This window comes from Pseudomonas sp., assembly GCF_026224925.1.
In the GTDB taxonomy this organism is placed as follows: Bacteria; Pseudomonadota; Gammaproteobacteria; order Pseudomonadales; family Pseudomonadaceae; genus Aquipseudomonas.
On the sequence record NZ_JAMFRV010000015.1, the window covers coordinates 1 to 19,185 of the forward strand.

Annotated in this window: 18 protein-coding genes; 7 read left to right on the forward strand and 11 right to left on the reverse strand. The window is 56.6% G+C overall.

Annotated elements, in window-relative coordinates; genetic code table 11:
* The coding region (locus tag M0974_RS00845; RefSeq protein WP_297831400.1) for an SDR family oxidoreductase at positions 1-382 on the forward strand (382 nt) is incomplete at its 5' end.
* Positions 383-458: 76 nt separating this feature from the next.
* Here M0974_RS00845 and M0974_RS00850 read toward each other — a convergent pair.
* A complete protein-coding gene (locus tag M0974_RS00850; protein ID WP_297831402.1) occupies positions 459-1,466 on the reverse strand; it encodes a DUF481 domain-containing protein in 1,008 nt (335 codons plus the stop codon).
* 131 nt (positions 1,467-1,597) lie between these two features.
* Between M0974_RS00850 and M0974_RS00855 the strand changes: the two genes are divergently transcribed.
* Both M0974_RS00855 and M0974_RS00860 read left to right on the forward strand, forming a co-directional pair.
* Positions 1,598-1,966 carry an MGMT family protein gene (locus M0974_RS00855; protein WP_297831403.1) on the forward strand — a complete coding sequence of 123 codons (369 nt, stop codon included), beginning with the start codon at positions 1,598-1,600 and terminating at the stop codon, positions 1,964-1,966.
* A 42-nt stretch (positions 1,967-2,008) separates the two neighbouring features.
* A complete protein-coding gene (locus M0974_RS00860) occupies positions 2,009-3,586 on the forward strand; it encodes an AmpG family muropeptide MFS transporter (RefSeq protein ID WP_297831405.1) in 1,578 nt (525 codons plus the stop codon).
* A 104-nt stretch (positions 3,587-3,690) separates the two neighbouring features.
* Here the strand turns inward: M0974_RS00860 and M0974_RS00865 are convergent, their stop codons facing one another.
* Together M0974_RS00865 and M0974_RS00870 are read right to left on the reverse strand one after the other, a co-directional pair.
* Entirely contained in the window at positions 3,691-4,533 is an 843-nt protein-coding gene (locus tag M0974_RS00865) for a mechanosensitive ion channel family protein (RefSeq protein WP_297831407.1), read from the reverse strand.
* Positions 4,534-4,543: 10 nt separating this feature from the next.
* The gene (locus M0974_RS00870; RefSeq protein ID WP_297831409.1) at positions 4,544-5,023 is read right to left on the reverse strand and encodes a YajQ family cyclic di-GMP-binding protein; all 480 of its coding nucleotides are present in this window, start codon (positions 5,021-5,023) and stop codon (positions 4,544-4,546) included.
* Between the two features lie 175 nt (positions 5,024-5,198).
* Between M0974_RS00870 and M0974_RS00875 the strand changes: the two genes are divergently transcribed.
* The 3 genes from M0974_RS00875 (at position 5,199) to M0974_RS00885 (ending at position 8,838) form a co-directional block, all read left to right on the forward strand.
* Positions 5,199-6,116 (forward strand): putative 2-dehydropantoate 2-reductase, encoded by a 918-nt coding sequence (locus M0974_RS00875; protein WP_297831411.1) that lies wholly within the window; start codon positions 5,199-5,201, stop codon positions 6,114-6,116.
* Positions 6,117-6,214: 98 nt separating this feature from the next.
* Entirely contained in the window at positions 6,215-8,251 is a 2,037-nt protein-coding gene (locus M0974_RS00880; protein ID WP_297831413.1) for a sensor histidine kinase, read from the forward strand.
* A 2-nt stretch (positions 8,252-8,253) separates the two neighbouring features.
* Complete coding sequence (locus M0974_RS00885) at positions 8,254-8,838, forward strand: cob(I)yrinic acid a,c-diamide adenosyltransferase (RefSeq protein ID WP_297831415.1); 585 nt, start codon at positions 8,254-8,256, stop codon at positions 8,836-8,838.
* 64 nt (positions 8,839-8,902) lie between these two features.
* On the opposite strand, the gene M0974_RS00890 is transcribed toward M0974_RS00885, so the two are convergent.
* The 4 genes from M0974_RS00890 to secA all read right to left on the reverse strand — a co-directional run bounded on the left by M0974_RS00890 (position 8,903) and on the right by secA (position 14,555).
* On the reverse strand, positions 8,903-9,847 hold the full coding sequence (locus tag M0974_RS00890; protein ID WP_297831417.1) for a Nudix family hydrolase: 945 nt from the start codon (positions 9,845-9,847) through the stop codon (positions 8,903-8,905).
* Complete coding sequence (locus tag M0974_RS00895; RefSeq protein ID WP_297831420.1) at positions 9,844-10,476, reverse strand: glutathione S-transferase family protein; 633 nt, start codon at positions 10,474-10,476, stop codon at positions 9,844-9,846. The genes M0974_RS00890 and M0974_RS00895 overlap by 4 nt, the downstream gene beginning before the upstream one ends.
* A complete protein-coding gene (gene argJ / locus M0974_RS00900; RefSeq protein WP_297831423.1) occupies positions 10,473-11,690 on the reverse strand; it encodes a bifunctional glutamate N-acetyltransferase/amino-acid acetyltransferase ArgJ in 1,218 nt (405 codons plus the stop codon). The genes M0974_RS00895 and argJ overlap by 4 nt, the downstream gene beginning before the upstream one ends.
* A 123-nt stretch (positions 11,691-11,813) precedes the next feature.
* Entirely contained in the window at positions 11,814-14,555 is a 2,742-nt protein-coding gene (secA, locus tag M0974_RS00905) for a preprotein translocase subunit SecA (RefSeq protein ID WP_297831426.1), read from the reverse strand.
* A 308-nt stretch (positions 14,556-14,863) separates the two neighbouring features.
* Here secA and M0974_RS00910 point away from each other — a divergent pair, with 308 nt between their 5' ends.
* Positions 14,864-15,331, forward strand: a complete 468-nt coding sequence (locus tag M0974_RS00910) for a DUF721 domain-containing protein (protein WP_297831429.1) — start codon at positions 14,864-14,866, stop codon at positions 15,329-15,331.
* Positions 15,332-15,404: 73 nt separating this feature from the next.
* Here M0974_RS00910 and lpxC read toward each other — a convergent pair whose 3' ends face one another.
* The 4 genes from lpxC to M0974_RS00930 form a co-directional block, all read right to left on the reverse strand.
* Positions 15,405-16,316, reverse strand: coding sequence for a UDP-3-O-acyl-N-acetylglucosamine deacetylase (gene lpxC, locus M0974_RS00915; protein WP_297831432.1), 912 nt, complete (start codon positions 16,314-16,316; stop codon positions 15,405-15,407).
* Between the two features lie 112 nt (positions 16,317-16,428).
* Positions 16,429-17,616: a cell division protein FtsZ gene (gene ftsZ / locus M0974_RS00920; RefSeq protein ID WP_297831435.1), complete on the reverse strand. Its 1,188-nt coding sequence runs from the start codon at positions 17,614-17,616 to the stop codon at positions 16,429-16,431.
* A gap of 65 nt (positions 17,617-17,681) precedes the next feature.
* On the reverse strand, positions 17,682-18,944 hold the full coding sequence (ftsA, locus tag M0974_RS00925; protein ID WP_297831438.1) for a cell division protein FtsA: 1,263 nt from the start codon (positions 18,942-18,944) through the stop codon (positions 17,682-17,684).
* Between the two features lie 14 nt (positions 18,945-18,958).
* The coding region (locus M0974_RS00930) for a cell division protein FtsQ/DivIB (protein WP_297831440.1) at positions 18,959-19,185 on the reverse strand (227 nt) is incomplete at its 5' end.

Genomic DNA, 19,185 nt, shown 5'->3' on the forward strand with positions numbered 1-19,185 from the left:
CCTGTGCACCCGTGAAGTGGCGGCGAAGATGATCGAACTGAAGAATCAGGGCGCGATCATCAACATTTCTTCAATCTCCCGCGCTGGCAATGTCGGACAGAGCAACTATTCGGCAGCCAAAGCCGGTGTTGCAGCGGCGACTGTGACCTGGGCTAAAGAGTTGGCGCGCTATGGCATTCGGGTTGCGGCCATCGCACCGGGTTTTATCGAAACCGAAATGACCCTGGGCATGAAACCTGAAGCACTGGAAAAAATGACCGCCGGCATCCCGCTCAAGCGCATGGGCAAACCAGAAGAAATTGCCCATTCAGCGGCTTATATTCTGGAAAATGATTACTTCAGCGGCAGAATTCTGGAATTGGATGGTGGATTGCGGATTTAACACCGCACGCGCCTGACAGGATCAGAAATCCAGGTGGGGGCGAACACGTTCCCACCTAGATGGCTTGTGCTGCTTGTTACCAGGTCACGCCGAAACCTGCGGTGTAGCGAGTTGTGTTCAGATCGCCTTCAGACGCGCCGCTGATGACGTTTTTTTCGGCTTTCAGGTTAAGCGAAGCCCAGTCGGTGACCTTGTAGCGGAGCCCGATTTCGGTATCAAGGCTGTAATCCGCCACCCCACTAAGTGGTTTACCCAGTTCGCCGTTGGTAAAAAACTCTACCTTCTTGCCGATCAAGAAGCGGTTGTAGTCCCACTTGACGGCCGCTGAATAGAAATTGTCTGTCAACCCGTTTGAGTATTGATAGTCAGTACGGTTGATCAGCGAACCCAGCGAGAACGCGCCGAGTTCATCATCCCAGAACTGATAGCCAGGGCCGGTACCGACCACGCGCTGGCGCGCCAGGTCTTCGACCAAATCTCGCTTGTAGGTTACGCGACCTTCCCAGAACCATTTCTCAGTCAGGAAGCGGTCGACGGAATACTCAGCACTCCAATTATTGGTGCTGACCAAGTTGTCTTGTGTCTCACGGTTGTACTCGCCCTTGGCGTTTTGCCGCCAGTAGCCATTGCGGGCCGAGGTCTTGAAGGCGATATTGTAATCGTCTGTGTTGTTCTGAGCCCGCTGAAAATCAAGCGCGGCGTCGACGTTGCCTTTCCAGATCAGGTCGGTGATGACCGGCTTAGGCTTCATAATCTGATGGATGCTGGCCAGTTCGACGGTCTTGGGCGCCTCGCCATTGGCCAAAATCACTTTGCCGTCTTCGGCAGGTTGCAATGACTTGGCGACTTCACCCGTGAACTGATCTTGTTTGACTAGCAACTGCTGATCGCTCTGCAGGGTTTTGACCTGCTTCCAGTCGAGCGTGATCGCGCCACCATAGTCGGTCTGTAATAACAGTTTGCCGCCATCGAAAACAGAAATCTTACCGGTCAATTTGTCACCGTTCTTCATCCAGACAGTGTCTGCGAGAAGGGGCATAGAAGCAGTGGTAATAGCAAGGCACAGCAAAGTTCTCGACAACATAAACGTCCGCAATACTCGAAACTTCAATAAATCGGGCATCATCCCCCAAGGACAACATCTGCTCCAAAGACCTTGGATTTTACCTCGAGTTCCCCATTACCCGACCAACGCCATGCAACAGGACGAACGTTGTGACCGATCACCCAACCGCATCCGACGATGTCCCGCACCCCTCTGCCGCCGAAATTCGGCGGACGGCGCTCTATTTGACCCTTCATCAGGTTCCAGAGGGGAAGGTCGTCAGTTATGGAGAGTTAGCTGCGATGGCGGGGCTGGGACGCGCCGCGCGCTGGGTGGGACGCACGTTAAGCCAATTACCCCACGACACCACCCTGCCGTGGCACCGAGTGTTAGGTGCTGGCGGTAGAATCAGTTTGCCTGCTGGGACTGCTTCAGGCGACGAACAGCGTGCCCGTCTTAGGGCAGAAGGCATCACTGTGTCGAATAATCGCGTAGATATACAACGCCATGGCTGGCGTCCGATAGAGCACAGCGGTTAGAGTGCGCCCTTTGTTTTCGCAACCTGAGGCAGACTTCAGCCCATGCCCCGTAAAACCTGGCGCGCCGCGCTCGCCGCTTACTCCACACCTTCAGCGTTTGTGATGTTATTGCTCGGATTCGCCGCAGGGTTACCTTACATGCTGGTGTTTTCGACGTTGTCGGTCTGGCTCCGCGAAGCCGGTGTTGCCCGTGAAACCATCGGTTACGCCAGCCTGATTGGCTTGGCTTACGCCTTCAAGTGGGTCTGGTCACCACTTTTGGACCAATGGCGCCTGCCATTTCTTGGTCGGCTCGGTCGTCGGCGTTCATGGCTGGTGCTCGCGCAATCCTTTGTGGTGATCGGCTTGATCGGCATGGGGTTTTGCGACCCGCAAAAACACCTCTCCTGGTTGATTGCCATCGCCGTGCTGGTCGCGTTCTCTTCGGCGACCCAAGACATCGCCATCGACGCCTATCGTCTGGAAATCGCCGAAGAAAGCAGCCAGGCCGCCCTCGCCGCCAGCTACATGTCCGGGTACCGGATTGCCGCGCTGCTGGCCACCGCCGGCGCGCTATATATCGCTGAGGGCTTTGGCTCAACCGGCTTCAGCTATAAGCATTCGGCCTGGGCCGGCACCTACATTCTGTTCGGCCTGCTGATGCTGCCTGCACTGGTCACCACGCTGATCATGCGTGAATCACCGGTACCGTTGCGCACTCAATTGTCAGCCGCACGCTACGGCTTCAGTCACCAGTTGGCGTCGGTGTTCGTCCTGATTATTTTGCTGGTCTCTGTGCCCGCGATGTTTACTCAGCTCTACTACACCGACTTCGCCAGCGTGTTGTTCGACGGCGAAAGCTGGTCCGCTTTGCTGATGGAAGACCGCGCCTTCCTGCGCGCGATCCTTTACACCGTCCTGACCACGCTGTGCCTGTCATCCCTAGGCAGACGCGGGCTGGCGCCAGTGCTGACGCCGGTCAATGACTTCATCCGACGCTACCGCTGGCAGGCATTCCTGCTGCTGGGATTGATCGCCACGTACCGCATGTCGGACACCGTCATGGGCGTCATGGCTAACGTTTTCTACATTGATCAGGGCTTTACCAAAGACCAGATTGCCAGTGTCAGCAAACTCTTTGGCTTGATCATGACGCTGCTTGGCGCCGGTTTCGGGGGGTTGTTGATCGTGCGTTTCGGCATTTTGCCGATACTGTTCGTCGGTGGGGCCGCGTCGGCCGCTACCAACCTGCTGTTCCTGATGCTCGCCGACATGGGCCCGAACCTGCAGATGCTGATCGTGACCATCTCGCTGGACAACTTCAGTGCAGGGTTGGCGACTTCGGCTTTCGTCGCCTACCTGTCGAGCCTGACTAACCTCAAGTTCTCAGCCACTCAGTACGCCTTACTCAGCTCAATAATGCTGCTACTGCCGCGCTTAATCGGCGGTTACTCAGGCGTGATGGTGGAGAGGTTTGGGTACCACAACTTCTTCATGATCACTGCAGTGATGGGCATACCGACGCTGATAATGATCGCTATTCATTGGTCCCAAGAGGCTCGCCGCACCAAGGCGGCCGAGGCGATTAAGGCCGATCAACCAGTGCCCGGGACTAAAACAAGCGTCAGCGAACAGCCTTAAGACCGCGCCGCACCCTTCCCGAATAAATTCGTTCCCACAGAGATTGTCGCTGAACCTGTGGGAGCGAATTTATTCGCGAAGGGATTTTTATCCAACGGCCAGTCTTACTTAGCAGCCGCTTCCTGCATCACACGAATCATGCGTTGCGGCGCAGGGATAGCGATATCCGCCGCCTTGAGCCGATCACGAGCTTCGATGTTGAAGTGCGAAACGACGCTACCGTAGTCACCGGTCTTGGTCCAAACCCGTAGCGACAAGGTGATTGCGTTGTCGCCCAATGCAGCCACTACCGCGTCTGGCGCAGGGTCGAGCAAAACACGTGGGTCTTGCGCCATCTCCAACAGCACTTGCAGTGCTTGCCTGAGGTCGGCGTCATGCTCAACACCAATGTCAAATACCACTTTGCGGGTGGACTGACGGTTAGTGTTGGTGATGATGCCGTTCGACAAAATACCGTTGGGAATAATCACGGTTTTGTTGTCGCCGGTACGCACCACAGTGTGGAAGATCTGGATGTTATCGACCGTACCGCTCATGCCTTGCGCTTCGATCCAGTCACCGATGCGAAATGGACGGAACAGCAAAATCAGCACGCCCCCAGCGAAATTCGCCAGACTGCCCTGCAACGCCAAACCAATGGCCAAGCCGGCCGCACCGATCACCGCAACAAATGATGTGGTTTCGATACCGATCATGGAAGCGACGCTGACGATCAACAGAATCTTCAGAATGATGTTTGCCAGGCTGCTGATAAAGCCCTGCAATGCCAAATCAGCTTTACGCAGCGCCAACAGGCTACCCAACTTGCGGGTGACCATATTGATCAGCCACCAGCCAATGCCCAACGTAACCACTGCCAGCAAAAAGCGGCTGCCGTACTGCAACACCAACGGCCACCAAGACTCGGAAACCTTTACCAGATTGTCGACCTGATTATTCAAATCCATTTATCTCTCCTTAGTCGCGGAAGTTGTTGAATTGCAGTGGCATACCGAAATCGTGACCGCGCAGCACGGCCATGGCTTCTTGCAAGTCATCACGTTTTTTGCCGGTGACGCGCACTTGCTCGCCTTGGATAGCGGCCTGCACTTTCAATTTAGCTTCTTTGATATGCGCGACAATTTTCTTCGCCATCTCTTTATCGATACCCTCTTTGAGAGTCGCTTCCTGCTTCATCAACTTGCCTGAAGCGAAGGCGTCCTTAAGTTCAAGGCATTGCACATCGATCTTGCGTTTGATCAGGCATAACTTAAGAATTTCGACCATCGCTTCCAGCTGGAAGTCCGCCTCAGCAGTCAGGTTGACCGTTAATTCCTTGAACTCGAAAGTGCCTTTGCCTTTGAGATCGTACCGACGGTCCAGCTCTTTGATGGCATTATCGACGGCATTAGTGACTTCGTGTTTGTCGAGTTCGGACACTACGTCGAACGAGGGCATGTAATCTCTCCAGATAAATGGCGCGGCTCGGTATGAAGATGGAGCACGCCTGACTTGACGGTATGAATGCGCGGTTATTATAACGAGACTTTTCCCTCTCACGCTGCGAGCCTGCCATGTTGAACATCGATTCCATCACATCAGGGTTCTTGGCGCTCTTTTCGGGTATCGACTGATGTCCACTCAATGGCATGTGCTAGGCGCTGGCAGTCTTGGCAGTTTGTGGGCCACGCGATTGGCGCGCGCAGGTTTACCGGTCCGCTTGATACTGCGGGACCCTGCACGGTTGGCGGCGTATGAGGCCGCTGGCGGTTTGACCTTGGTCGAGCAAGGTCATCACCATTTTTTTTCGATTCCCGCCCAAACCGTTGATGCGCAAGAGCCCATCGAGCGCTTGCTGGTCGCCTGCAAGGCCTACGACGCTGAAGCTGCCATCGCACGCCTGGCGCCGCGCCTGACAGCCAATGCCGAGATAATCCTGTTGCAGAACGGTCTCGGCAGCCAGGACGCCGTCGCGACGAAAGTCCCCCGGGCGCGGTGTATATCGGCTTCGAGCACTGAAGGCGCCTTTCGCGATGCCGATTGGCGCGTGGTGTTTGCCGGCCACGGCTATACGTGGCTGGGTGATGCCAGCGATCCGACTCCACCGCCGTGGCTGGATGAGCTAGTCGCCAGCGGTATCCCTCATCAATGGACGCCCGACATCCTTACTCGACTCTGGCGCAAACTGGCGCTGAACTGCGCAATAAACCCGTTGACGGTACTGCACGATTGCACCAACGGTGGTTTGCAGGCGCACCATTGCGAAGTCGCGACGCTGTGCGCCGAACTGACTGACCTGCTGAACTGTTGCGGACAACCGGCGGCGGCGCAGGACCTGCACAGCGAGGTGGAACGGGTCATACAAGCAACATCAGCCAATTACTCATCGATGTACCAGGATGTTGCCAACGGACGACGCACCGAAATCAGCTACCTGCTGGGGCACGCCTGCGAGGTAGCGGCGCGTCATGGATGTTCGATGCCCCACATGAACCAATTACAGACGCGGTTGATCCGCCATCTGCAGGCCCGTGGCCTACCTACCCTGTAGGAGGTGGATGCGGATTTGGTCGTCTGCGCGATCAGATTGCCCAGCGAGCAATCAGCGCGTTACCCTGCAGGTTCTTTAATCGCATGTGATTGTGCCCGATGCGCTTGCGCCAACGCCTAGAAAACCTACCGGTGGGCCAGAAGCTTCTGGCAGCCCTGCTGGTCTTGCTGACCACCGTACTATTGGTGGCCAACCTGACCTTCATCAGCGCCGCCTATTACATTTCACAGGAAAGCATGGCGCCCCAGGCCCTGCAGACCATAGGCCGGTTGATCAGTAACCCCAACCTCGCCGCCCAAGCCTTGAACTCGGCCGATAACGCCCAATCACTGCTCAAGGAGCTGAAAAATTACAGCCCTTTGCGCGCCGCGGCCGTGTATGACAGCAACGGCGACCGACTCGCCCAGTTGCAACAAGGGGACAAACTCAAGCTGCCCGAACGCTTCAAGAATGTCGAAACCTGGCGCCTGATTGAGTTCCGCAACACGCAACTGATCTCGATCCCCAAGGCTGGCAAGGAATCAGGGCATTTGTTGCTGGTGGCCAGCAGCGAACTGCCCACCGCGTTTTACACCGGCACCTTTACCGCCAGCGCCGGCATTTTGGTATTTAGCGTGCTGCTCTGGCTGGTGGTTGCCCGGCAGATTCGACGGCTGATCACCGAACCTATTTATCAACTGGAAGAACTGTCTCGGCAGGTCACTCGAGAAGAGGACTACGCACTGCGGGCCGGACCGGGTAACAACGATGAGATTGGAAGCCTGGCGGAAGCGTTCAACACCATGCTGTCGCGCATTGAGGCCCGGGAACAGCAACTCAAGCGTGCCCGCGATGACTCCCAAGAAGCGTACTCACAAGCCCAAGGCATGGCGGAAGAAGCCCGTCATACCAACCGCAAGCTTGAGCTTGAAGTGCAGGTACGCGGCAAAATCGAAAAGAAGCTCACCGGGTTTCAGAATTACCTGAACAGCATCATCGACTCGATGCCTTCCGCATTGATTGCGCTGGATGAGCAGCTGTACGTCACTCAATGGAACCAAGAGGCCAGCGCCCTCTCCGGCACCACATTGGACGAAGCGCTAAACCAGCCGATTTTTCTCGCGTTCCCTCCGATGAAAGCATTTTTACCGAAGATCAAACACACGGTAGAACAGCACATTGTGACCAAGATCGATCGCGTGACCTGGGTCAAGGACGATGCGCCTCACCAGTACGCACTGACCTTCTATCCATTGACCGGTGGCGCCGGTCGCGGGGTGGTGATCCGCATTGATGACATCACGCAACGTTTGTCGCTGGAAGACATGATGGTGCAGTCGGAGAAAATGCTCTCTGTCGGCGGACTGGCCGCAGGCATGGCCCATGAAATCAATAACCCTTTGGGTGCCATCCTGCACAACGTGCAGAACATTCGTCGGCGCCTGTCGCCGGACCTGCCAAAGAACCTTGAGCAAGCCGAGCTGGTCGGCGTCAAACTGGAGACGGTCAATCAATACCTGCTCGGCCGTGAAGTGCCACAACTGCTGGAGGGTATTCAGCAGGCTGGTGCACGCGCAGCGAAGATTGTCAGCCATATGCTGAATTTCAGTCGGCTGAGCAACCGAAAAATGGCCCCATGCGACTTGCCGGCGCTAATTGACCAGGCGGTGGAAATCGCCAGCAATGACTTTGACCTGACCATCGGTTTCGACTTCAAGGGCCAAGCTATAATCCGCCAGTTTGATCCCAACCTGGGACCGGTCCCGGGCACCGCGAACGAGTTGGAGCAAGTGCTCCTGAACTTGTTGAAAAATGCGGCCCAGGCCATCCATCAACGGCCCGATGATGGCGAACCAGGGCGCATCGTTTTGCGCACGCGGCTGAGCCCGCCGTGGGCAGAGATCCAGGTCGAGGACAACGGGGTCGGGATGACGGAAAACGTCCGCAAGCGTACTTTTGAACCGTTTTTTACTACCAAGGAAATCGGTCAGGGCACAGGGCTCGGGCTCTCGGTGTCGTATTTTATTATCACTAACAACCACAAAGGTCAGATGGAAGTGCATTCCACCCCCGGTCAGGGCACGTGCTTCACGTTGCGCCTGCCGTTGGCGGGCAGCACGGTCAATGCCGTGGAACAAAATCTTTCGGAGTTATAGGCATGGGCTTTCGTCTTTCAAAAATCTACACGCGCACCGGCGACACTGGCGAGACAGGGCTGGGTGACGGGCGCCGCGTGCCTAAAGACCATCCTCGAATAGAAGCCATTGGTGAAGTGGATACGCTGAACAGCCAAGTGGGTTTGCTTTTGGCTGGACTAAACGAAGAGGTTGCACGCTGTCCAGGTTTGAGCGAACTGATCGAGGTGCTGACACCCTGCCAGCATCGTTTGTTCGACTTGGGTGGAGAGCTGGCGATGCCGGTTTATAAGGCGCTGAACAACGCCGAGATAGAGCGACTGGAAGCCGCTATTGACCTGTGGAACGAAGAGTTGGGGCCGCTTGAAAACTTCATCTTGCCAGGTGGCTCGGCGCTGATCGCACAAGCGCACGTTTGCCGTAGCCTGGCGCGCAGTGCAGAGCGCCGTTGCCAGCACCTGAATGCGGCTGAGCCACTGACAGGTGTTGGTTTGGCGTACATCAACCGGTTATCTGATCTGCTGTTCGTCGCTGCGCGATTGATCGCGAAGCGGCAAGGGATTGCCGAGATTTTATGGCAGGCTGCGGCGAAGCCGCTTCGCGAATGAATTCGCTCCCACAGAAAGTGCGAGATCCCCTGTAGGAGCGCGCGAAGTTCTTTAGGTAAACCGACTAAACCTCAGGCCAAAACGCTCGAATCCCTGCCACACCTTGCGCACCATTTTCCCACGCCCGTTGGCGATCATCGCCACCCACTCCGCCGAGCAGAAATACGGGCTTGTTGAACCCTGCGATCAAGTGCGAAGCCGGCTCCCAGCCCAACGGCGACGCGTCCGGATGGGTCTTGGTCGGCTGTACTGGAGACAAGGTCACGAAGTCGACGCCCATCAGCTCAGCCAACGCCAACTCTTCGGCGTTGTGGCAAGACGCGGCCAACCAGCGTTCCTGAGGGAACGGGCGGCCATTGCTCGCCAGTTTGCGCAGCTGTGCAGCCGTGAGGTGCCAACCTGCCGCAGGGAAGTCTCCCAGCCACTCTAACGGACCCTTAAGCATCAACTGCGCCTTGCCAGCGCACAGACCGACTGCATCCACTGCCAGATCGCGGTATTGCGGGTTGTAACCGTTGGGGGCTCGCAACTGCACCAGCTTGATACCGCCTGCGATAGCCTTCTGCAATCCACGCAATAGCTCAGGCGTGTCCAGCCCCTCTGGGGTGATCAGATAGCGATCAGGCAAGCGCGCAGCGGCAACGATAGGTTGGTTGGCAGCGGGAAAATCATAATCCGCCAGCTCTTTGGTCGTCACCCATGCCAGCGGTTGACCTTCCGCGCCGTGGGGAACGCCGTTAAACGCTGACACGTCCCAGACATCCAGCAATACTTGTTTGTCCGGGTAATCGTGCTGAACCTTGATCAGCGGACGCGCAGCGGTCACGACAATGCCCAGCTCTTCCTGGAGTTCACGGGCTAACGCAGTCTCAACAGTTTCCCCGGCTTCGACCTTGCCACCCGGAAACTCCCACAATCCCCCCTGGTGCGCAGTGCCCGCACGTCTAGCGATGAGGATTTTGCCGTCGTTGCCGCGAATAACCGCAGCCGCTACATGAAGTCGTTTCACCGAACCACTTCCTCTAAACCTGCTTTTTGCCAGCGTCGAAACGCGGGCCATTTATAAATGGTTTCCACGTATGCCGCCGCTTCAGCCGGCAAGGACACACGATGGGTACGCAGTCGCACCGCCACCGGCGCAAAGAACGCGTCAGCCAAGCTGAGCCGACCGAACAGATAAGGACCACTCTCGGCGGCCGCTGCACGGCATTCAGCCCACAGCGCGACAACACGGTCAATGTCGAACTGGACGTCGACCGGAATAACCTCAAGCGCTTGATCACGGCGCAAATCGAAGCCCATGTGGGAACGCAGACTGGCAAAACCGCTGTGCATCTGCGCGCACGCCGAGCGCGCCTGAGCACGAGGAGCTATTTGTTCCGGCCAGAGATGCGCCTCAGGAAAACGTTCTGCCAAGTACTCAACGATCGCCAGTGAGTCGGCAATGGTGCCGTGTTCGGTCTTCAACAACGGGACTTTACCCGTCGGACCGTGTTGCAGAATGTTCTGCAGCGTGTCCGGTTGATTAAGCAAGATTACCTGTTCAGTAAACGCCGCCCCGGCCATGTCCAACGCCAGCCAAGGGCGCAAGGACCAAGAGGAGAAGCGTTTGTCGCCAATGATCAGGTGCAGGCTCATGTCCGGTATTCCGCGTTGATCTTCACATACTCATGCGACAGGTCGGTGGTCCAAATGGTTTCGCGGCAGTCACCACGGCCCAATTCGATGCGAATAGTGATCTCCGCCTCTGCCATGACTGCCGAACCTTGTTCTTCGGTGTAAGTGGTCGCACGGCAGCCTTGGCTGGCGATGCACACGGAACCGAGGAATACATCTATTTTGCTGACGTCCAGATTCGGAACACCGGCGCGACCGACAGCGGCCAGGATGCGCCCCCAATTCGGATCGGAGGCGAACAGTGCAGTCTTGATCAACGGCGAATGCGCCACGGCGTAACCAACGTCCAGGCATTCTTGATGATTACCACCGCCGTTGACTTCGACTGTCACGAACTTGGTGGCGCCTTCGCCGTCGCGCACGATGGCTTGGGCCACTTCCATGCATACGTCAAAAACGGCTTGCTTGAGCGCGGCGAACAACGGGCCTTTGGCTTCCGTGATTTCCGGCAGCGCTGCTTTGCCGGTGGCGATCAGCATGCAGCAGTCGTTAGTCGAGGTATCACCGTCGATGGTGATGCGGTTGAATGACTTATTGGCGCCGTCCAGCAGCAGGTCTTGCAACACGTTCCGCGCGACCTTGGCGTCGGTGGCGATGTAACCCAGCATGGTCGCCATGTTCGGGCGAATCATGCCTGCGCCCTTGCTGATGCCGGTGACGGTAATCGTCACGCCATCGTGCTGGAATTGGCGGCTTGCGCCCTTTGGCAAGGTGTCGGTGGTCATGATCCCGGTGGCCGCAGCCGCCCAGTTATCAACCGACAAATCATCCAGCGCAGCTTGCAGTGCGCTTTCGATCTTTTCAACTGGCAATGGCTCGCCAATCACCCCGGTGGAATACGGCAGCACCGCATGAGCATCGACCCCAGCCAACTCAGCCAACTTCGCGCAGGTCCGCACCGCCGCAGCAAGGCCGGGCTCACCGGTGCCCGCGTTGGCGTTGCCGGTATTGGTCAGCAAATAGCGCACCGGGCCTTCAAAACGTTGCTTGGCCAGGATCACTGGGGCGGCACAAAAGGCGTTCAGGGTAAACACGCCGGCAACACGAGAGCCTTCAGCGCATCGCATGACCACGACGTCTTTGCGCCCCGGGCGTTTGATACCGGCGGACGCGATGCCCAGTTCGAAACCAGCAACCGGGTGCAATGTCGGCAAAGGACCAAGACCAACAGCCATTAAATGCTCCTTGAAAGCTATCTGTGCCGCCCGTTTGGGTACGGCCCAATCAATTGAAAAACGCCGCGACGGCTAATGCCGGTCGCGGCGCGGATGTTTCACCTAAACAGCGCCAAGCTGAACTTAGTCGATCTTGCCATGGCAGTGCTTGAACTTCTTGCCTGAACCACACCAGCACAGTTCGTTACGACCCTGCTTTTGGTCGTTACGAACCGGCACGGCAGCAACAGCAACCTCTCCACCCTCTTCTTCCATCAGCGCCTGTGGCGCGTCAAGACCCGGTGCTGCGGCGTGCTCGAACTGCATGCGCTGGGCCAGCTCTTCAGCATCCTGGCGCATACGGGCTTCTTCTTCGATCGGATCTTCGCGGCGAACCTGTACGTGGGACAGCACACGAATGGTGTCGCGCTTGATCGAATCGAGTAGTTCCTGGAACAGGGTGAACGACTCGCGCTTGTATTCCTGCTTCGGGTTCTTCTGCGCATAACCGCGCAAGTGGATGCCGTGACGCAGGTGGTCCATGGTCGACAGGTGGTCTTTCCACAAATCATCAAGAACGCGCAACAGGATCTGCTTCTCGAACGTGCGCAGCGCGTCAGCACTGGCTTGCTCTTCTTTTTCGTTGTACGCCGCCAGAAGCTCTTGCAGGAGCTTCTCGCGCAAGGTTTCTTCGTACAGGTGATCGTCTTCGTCAAGCCACTGCTGGATCGGCAACTGCACACCAAAATCAGTATTCAGTGCAGCTTCCAGGCCCGCAACGTCCCACTGTTCAGGCAACGACTGAGGCGGAATGTGCTGGCTGACCAAGCTGTTGAGAACGTCCAGACGGAAGTCGGCAATGGTGTCACCAATGTTGGTCGCAGCCAGCAGGCTGTTACGCATGTGGTAGATCACTTTCCGCTGTTCGTTGGAGACGTCATCGAACTCGAGCAGTTGCTTACGAATGTCGAAGTTACGGCCTTCAACCTTGCGCTGCGCCTTTTCGATCGCGTTGGTCACCATGCGGTGCTCGATCGCTTCGCCGGACTGCATGCCCAGTGCTTTCATGAAGTTCTTCACCCGGTCAGAGGCGAAGATGCGCATCAGGCTGTCTTCCAGCGACAGGTAGAAACGGCTGGAGCCGGTGTCACCCTGACGGCCGGCACGACCGCGTAGCTGGTTATCGATACGACGCGATTCATGACGCTCGGACGCAATCACGTGCAGGCCGCCCGCTTCGATCACTTGCTGATGGCGTTTCTGCCAGTCAGCCTTGATCTGTGCGATCTGCTCAGGCGTAGGGTCTTCCAGAGCTGCAACTTCCACTTCCCAGTTACCGCCCAACAGGATGTCAGTACCGCGACCGGCCATGTTGGTGGCGATGGTCAAAGCACCCGGACGACCGGCCTGAGCAATAATTTCGGCTTCTTTTTCGTGGTATTTGGCGTTCAGGACCTTGTGTTCGATACCTTCCTTGATGAGCAAATTAGACATGTGCTCAGAAGTTTCGATAGTCGCCGTACCCACCAGAACAGGACGGCCCTGGGCCATGCTGTCCTTGATGTCGGTCACGATGGCCGCGTATTTCTCTTCGGCCGTCAGGTACACCAGGTCGTTGAAATCTTTACGTGCCAATGGCTTGTTCGGCGGAATGACCGTCACGGACAAGGTGTAGATCTGGTGGAACTCGAACGCCTCGGTGTCGGCCGTACCGGTCATGCCGGACAGTTTGTTGTACAGGCGGAAGTAGTTCTGGAACGTGGTCGAGGCCAGGGTTTGGCTCTCGGCCTGAATGTTCAGCATTTCCTTCGCTTCGATGGCCTGGTGCAGGCCTTCGGACAGACGACGACCCGGCATAGTACGGCCGGTGTGTTCATCGACCAGCAGGATCTGACCGTCCTGAACGATGTACTCGACGTTGCGATGGAACAGTTTGTGCGCCCGCAGACCGGCATAAACGTGGGTCAACAAACCCAGGTTGTGCGCGGAGTAAAGGCTTTCACCGACCGCCAACAGGCCCACTTCAGTCAACATCTCTTCGATGAACTGGTGACCGGCTTCGTTCAGCTCGACCTGACGGGTTTTCTCGTCAACGGTGAAGTGCCCGGCTTTAGTGACAACGCCTTCCACTTCTTCGATGTGCTGTTCCAGATTAGGGATCAGCTTATTGATTTCGGTGTACAGCTTGGAGCTGTCTTCAGCCTGACCCGAAATGATCAGCGGCGTACGCGCTTCGTCGATCAGGATCGAGTCGACTTCGTCGATTACGGAGAAGTTAAGCTCGCGCTGGAACTTGTCTTCCATGCTGAAAGCCATGTTGTCGCGCAGGTAATCGAAACCGAATTCGTTGTTCGTACCGTAGGTGATGTCGGACGCGTAGGCTTCACGCTTTTCTTCCGGCGGCTGGAACGGCGTGACTACGCCGACGGTCAGGCCGAGAAATTCGTACAGCGGACGCATCCAGTTGGCATCTCGACGAGCCAAATAGTCGTTCACGGTAACAACGTGCACACCTTTGCCAGACAAAGCGTTGAGGTAAACCGCCAAAGTCGCGACTAAAGTCTTGCCTTCACCCGTGCGCATTTCGGCGATCATGCCTTCATGCAGGGTAATGCCACCGATCAACTGAACATCAAAGTGGCGCATACCCATGACGCGCTTGCCGGCTTCGCGAGCAACCGCAAAAGCTTCAGGCAGCAGGGTATCGAGGGTCTCACCTTTGGCTAAGCGGGCCTTGAACTCTTCGGTCTTGGCTCGCAGTTGCTCGTCCGAAAGGGCCACCATTTGCTCTTCGAATGCATTGACGAACTGAACCGTCTTGAGCATGCGTTTAACTTCACGCTCATTCTTGCTTCCAAAAAGTTTCTTTAACAAAGGCGCAAACATATCGACAGGATCTTCCACACATAGGGATGGAGGGCGGCCCCGTGAGTCGCCCGTGCAGCCCTCATGGCCGCATGCGAACGAGCATTCTACCCGGAAACGGTGGTGAGGAAAGTGGCGTTATTCCACGATGCTGGCGCAGCGCTGTAACGGGGCTGATTTTACAATAGGGTCGAATTGCCAGACTTCAACCCATGAGCGGATGAAGTGACACATTAAAGCACCGCTGAAAGCCAAGTAAAAACCCATCTAGCCGAGCTGCGCCGGCACTTTCTGCTAACATGGCCGCTCTGTAACTCAAGGTGTCCCCCATGGCATTTCGCCCCCTGATAGCCCGGGCACCCGCCGTTTTGCTTCGCGAAGCAAAACCGCTCAAAGCCATATTCCACCACGCTCAACGCCTTGGCCATCTGCAGCGCCTGCTCGAAAGCCAACTGCAACCGGCCGCGCGCGAACATTGCCACGTTGCCTCCTGGCGCGAAGGCAGCTTGCTGTTGATCGTGACCGACGGCCATTGGGCAACCCGATTGCGCTACCAACAAAAACGCCTGCAACGACAGCTTGTGGCTTTTGACGAGTTCGCCAACCTGACGCGCATCCTGTTTAAGGTACAGCCTCCCACCGTGCAACAAGGCGCTGCTGGCCATACGATTAGTCTTTCCGTGGTTGCGGCTGAAAGCATTCAGGCGACGGCGGAAGGCATTACTGACCCGAAGTTGAAGGCCGCGCTGGAACGATTGGCGAGTCATGGAAAGCCGAAAACCGATCGCGATGATTGACTGGACTGGATTAGCACCCATAAAAAAAGGCCACCCGAAGGCAGCCCCAAAACTAGAAAAGAGAGTTACAAAACTATACGGCCGCTACAGGACGCATGTAAGAGATCGGTGCGGCGCTGGCATCTTCGAAGGTCACAATTTCCCAAGCGTCTGTCTGCGCAATTAACGCGCGGAGCAGGACGTTGTTCAATGCATGCCCGGACTTGAAGCCTCGGAACTCGCCTATCAGGCTATTACCCAGAAGGTAAAGATCGCCGATTGCATCCAGAATTTTGTGTTTGACGAATTCGTCCTCATACCGCAGGCCATCTTCGTTCAGCACGCCGTCCTTATCGACCACGATGGCATTTTCTACGCTACCGCCGAGTGCGAGGTTGTGCTTGCGCAGGTACTCGATATCACTCATGAAACCAAAGGTACGTGCGCGGCTGACTTCTTTAACAAAAGAAGTACTCGAAAAATCCACGGTTGCGCTTTGTGTACGGTTACGGAAAACCGGGTGATCAAAATCGATCTCGAAACTCACCTTAAAGCCTTCGAAAGGCAGGAAAGTAGCGCGTTTACCGCCCTCCTCCACTGTGACTTCTTTCAGGATACGGATGAATTTCTTGGCTGCGTCCTGTTCTTCCAGGCCGGCAGATTGAATCAGGAATACGAAGGGTCCTGCGCTACCATCCATGATCGGAACTTCGGAGGCGGAGAGTTCGACGTAGGCGTTATCGATGCCCAGGCCAGCCATGGCCGAAAGCAAGTGCTCTACCGTGTCCACCTTAGTGTCCCCGCTGACCAATGTGGTCGACAGGGTGGTGTCACCGACGTTTTCCGCACGGGCAGCAATCTGCACCATAGGGTCGAGGTCGGCACGACAAAACACGATGCCGGTATTCACAGGTGCGGGCTTGAGGGTCAGGTAAACCTTCTCCCCGGAGTGCAGGCCTACACCTGTGGCACGGATAATATTTTTCAGGGTGCGTTGTTTTATCATGGCATTGGCCGCTTCAGCGCAAGTTGCGAACTGGTATCAACAAAGGCTGGCGATAATAGCAGACCAGACCTTTGCTGAACACCAATCACCCTAATACCCCTGATACATTTCATTAATCAGCCTGACGACGGAGGAATGCCGGGATATCCAGGTAGTCCAGATCGTCGTGAGAGTTCATCTTCGCGGAAGCTTGTGCACCGGCGTGAGCCTGGTTGCGCATCACGGTTGGACGGTCTAGATCGCGGTAGTTTACTGCCGGCATCTCCTGACGAGCAGAAGGTTGTGCCGAAACATGCTGCGACGGTTGCAGGGTGTTGTCGATGACCTTCACAGGCTTCTCGATTTTTGCCCCCAGACCTGTAGCAACCACGGTCACGTGCAACTCGTCACGCATGTCCGGATCGATAACAGTACCGACCTTGACCATGGCGTGCTCGGAAGCGAACGCTTCGATGATGCTACCCACGTCCGAATACTCACCCAGAGACAGGTCAGGACCGGCAGTGATGTTTACCAGAATACCGCGCGCGCCTTGCAGGTTGACGTCTTCAAGCAGCGGGTTGCGGATAGCTGCTTCAGTCGCTTCACGTGCACGGTTAGGACCAGTGGCGCAGCCAGTGCCCATCATCGCCATACCCATTTCGCTCATCACGGTGCGCACGTCGGCAAAGTCGACGTTGATCATGCCCGGACGCTTGATGATGTCGGAGATACCGCGAACGGCACCGGCCAGTACATCGTCTGCCTTGGCGAAAGCCGACAGCAAGCTGGCGTCTTTACCGAGGATGGTCAGCAGCTTCTCGTTAGGAATGGTGATCAACGAGTCAACGCTTTCCGAGAGCAAGCGGATGCCTTCATCGGCGATCTGCATGCGCTTGCGGCCTTCGAACGGGAACGGACGTGTCACAACGGCGACAGTCAGAATACCCATTTCCTTGGCCACTTCGGCGATGATTGGCGCCGCACCGGTACCGGTACCGCCGCCCATGCCGGTGGTGATGAACACCATGTTTGTGCCTTGCAGCACTTCAGCAATACGCTCACGGTCTTCCAGTGCAGCCTGACGACCTACTTCAGGATTTGCACCAGCACCCAGGCCCTTGGTCACGCCAGTGCCCAATTGCAGGATAGTCCGTGCGCCAATGCTTTTCAGGGCTTGCGCGTCAGTGTTGGCGCAGATGAATTCCACGCCTTCGATGTTGCTCTTAACCATGTGGTTAACAGCATTGCCACCACCGCCACCCACACCGATAACTTTGATTACCGGGCTCTGCGGGACATTGTCTACGAGTTCGAACATTTTCCCTCTCCTTTCATTTTCTCTAGTTTTTTGCCTACTGCCGCCTACTACTACCGCTTTGAAACTTAGAAATTGCCCTGCACCCAGCGCTTAAGGCGTTCAAGCACTGGAGCTTTAGGTTCATCGCTGTTGTAGCTGCTGTTGCTGCTACTGATGCCGGACAATGAAATGCCGTCGGATTGCTTTTGCAGCCCGTACAGCAATAGCCCCACACCGGTGGAATAAATCGGGTTACGCACGACATCGGCGAGCCCTTTAACGCTGTGCGGTACGCCCAGGCGTACCGGCATGTGGAAGATTTCTTCGGCCAACTCAATGGCGCCTTCCATCTTCGATGTGCCACCGGTCAGCACGATGCCGGCCGGGATCAAATCTTCGTAACCGCTGCGACGCAGCTCAGCCTGAATCAAGGTGAACAGCTCGTCGTAACGCGGCTCAACCACTTCAGCCAGCGCCTGACGCGACAACTCACGCGGTGGACGGTCGCCAACGCTTGGCACTTTGATGGTTTCACCGGCACCGGCCAGTTTGGCGAGGGCACAGGCGTAGCGAATCTTGATTTCTTCGGCGTACTGAGTCGGTGTACGCAGCGCCATCGCGATGTCGTTGGTTACCTGATCGCCCGCAATCGGAATCACTGCTGTGTGCCGGATAGCGCCTTCAGTAAAGATCGCGATGTCAGTAGTGCCGCCGCCGATATCCACCAGGCAAACGCCCAGCTCTTTCTCGTCGTCAGTCAGCACTGAATACGCGGACGCCAACTGTTCAAGGATGATGTCGTCGATTTCAAGACCGCAACGGCGCACACATTTCTCAATGTTCTGCGCAGCGTTGACGGCACAGGTCACCACGTGAACCTTGGCTTCCAGACGCACGCCCGACATGCCCAGAGGCTCACGAACGCCTTCCTGGTTGTCGATCACATAGTCCTGCGGCAAGGTGTGGAGCACCCGCTGATCTGCTGGGATGGCCACGGCCTGGGCCGCATCGAGCACACGCTCAAGGTCGGCCATGCTGACTTCACGGTCGCGGATCGCTACGATGCCGTGGGAATTCAGGCTGCGAATATGATTACCCGCCACGCCGACAAAAGCCGAGTGAATACGGCAGCCCGCCATCAGTTGAGCTTCTTCAATCGCGCGCTGGATCGACTGCACGGTGGACTCGATATTCACCACCACGCCCTTTTTCAGGCCGCGGGAAGGGTGCGTGCCGATGCCGACGATTTCCAGGGTCCCATCGGCCCCGACTTCGCCCACCAGCGCTACCACCTTGGAGGTGCCGATATCCAAACCGACGATCATTTTCCCGCTTTGCACGTTTGCCATTGTCCTGCCTCTTATCAATTCTTCGCGACGGCGGGTTTGTCCGTCGTAGGCGCTGCCTGCTCACGCCATCCAACGGCCAGGCCGTTGGAATAACGCAGGTCGATGCGCGCGATATTCGTGATCTGTTCTTTGAGCGTTTTTTCGTAAATCGCGATGAAGCGGCGCATTTTTTCCACCAGATGGTCGCGGCCCAGCAACAACTCGATACCTGGACCCGAACTGCCCGCTCCGGTGGTCAAAA

Excerpts from the sequence above, each read along its gene's own strand:
- M0974_RS00850 (WP_297831402.1), bottom strand. The coding sequence starts at position 1,466 with ATGTTGTCGAGAACTTTGCTGTGCCTTGCTATTACCACTGCTTCTATG.
- M0974_RS00875 (WP_297831411.1), top strand. The coding sequence starts at position 5,199 with ATGTCCACTCAATGGCATGTGCTAGGCGCTGGCAGTCTTGGCAGTTTG.
- M0974_RS00860 (WP_297831405.1), top strand. The coding sequence starts at position 2,009 with ATGCCCCGTAAAACCTGGCGCGCCGCGCTCGCCGCTTACTCCACACCT.
- ftsA (WP_297831438.1), bottom strand. The coding sequence starts at position 18,944 with ATGGCAAACGTGCAAAGCGGGAAAATGATCGTCGGTTTGGATATCGGC.
- ftsZ (WP_297831435.1), bottom strand. The coding sequence starts at position 17,616 with ATGTTCGAACTCGTAGACAATGTCCCGCAGAGCCCGGTAATCAAAGTT.
- lpxC (WP_297831432.1), bottom strand. The coding sequence starts at position 16,316 with ATGATAAAACAACGCACCCTGAAAAATATTATCCGTGCCACAGGTGTA.
- M0974_RS00885 (WP_297831415.1), top strand. The coding sequence starts at position 8,254 with ATGGGCTTTCGTCTTTCAAAAATCTACACGCGCACCGGCGACACTGGC.
- M0974_RS00880 (WP_297831413.1), top strand. The coding sequence starts at position 6,215 with ATGCGCTTGCGCCAACGCCTAGAAAACCTACCGGTGGGCCAGAAGCTT.
- M0974_RS00865 (WP_297831407.1), bottom strand. The coding sequence starts at position 4,533 with ATGGATTTGAATAATCAGGTCGACAATCTGGTAAAGGTTTCCGAGTCT.
- M0974_RS00910 (WP_297831429.1), top strand. The coding sequence starts at position 14,864 with ATGGCATTTCGCCCCCTGATAGCCCGGGCACCCGCCGTTTTGCTTCGC.
- secA (WP_297831426.1), bottom strand. The coding sequence starts at position 14,555 with ATGTTTGCGCCTTTGTTAAAGAAACTTTTTGGAAGCAAGAATGAGCGT.
- M0974_RS00895 (WP_297831420.1), bottom strand. The coding sequence starts at position 10,476 with ATGAGCCTGCACCTGATCATTGGCGACAAACGCTTCTCCTCTTGGTCC.
- argJ (WP_297831423.1), bottom strand. The coding sequence starts at position 11,690 with ATGGCTGTTGGTCTTGGTCCTTTGCCGACATTGCACCCGGTTGCTGGT.
- M0974_RS00870 (WP_297831409.1), bottom strand. The coding sequence starts at position 5,023 with ATGCCCTCGTTCGACGTAGTGTCCGAACTCGACAAACACGAAGTCACT.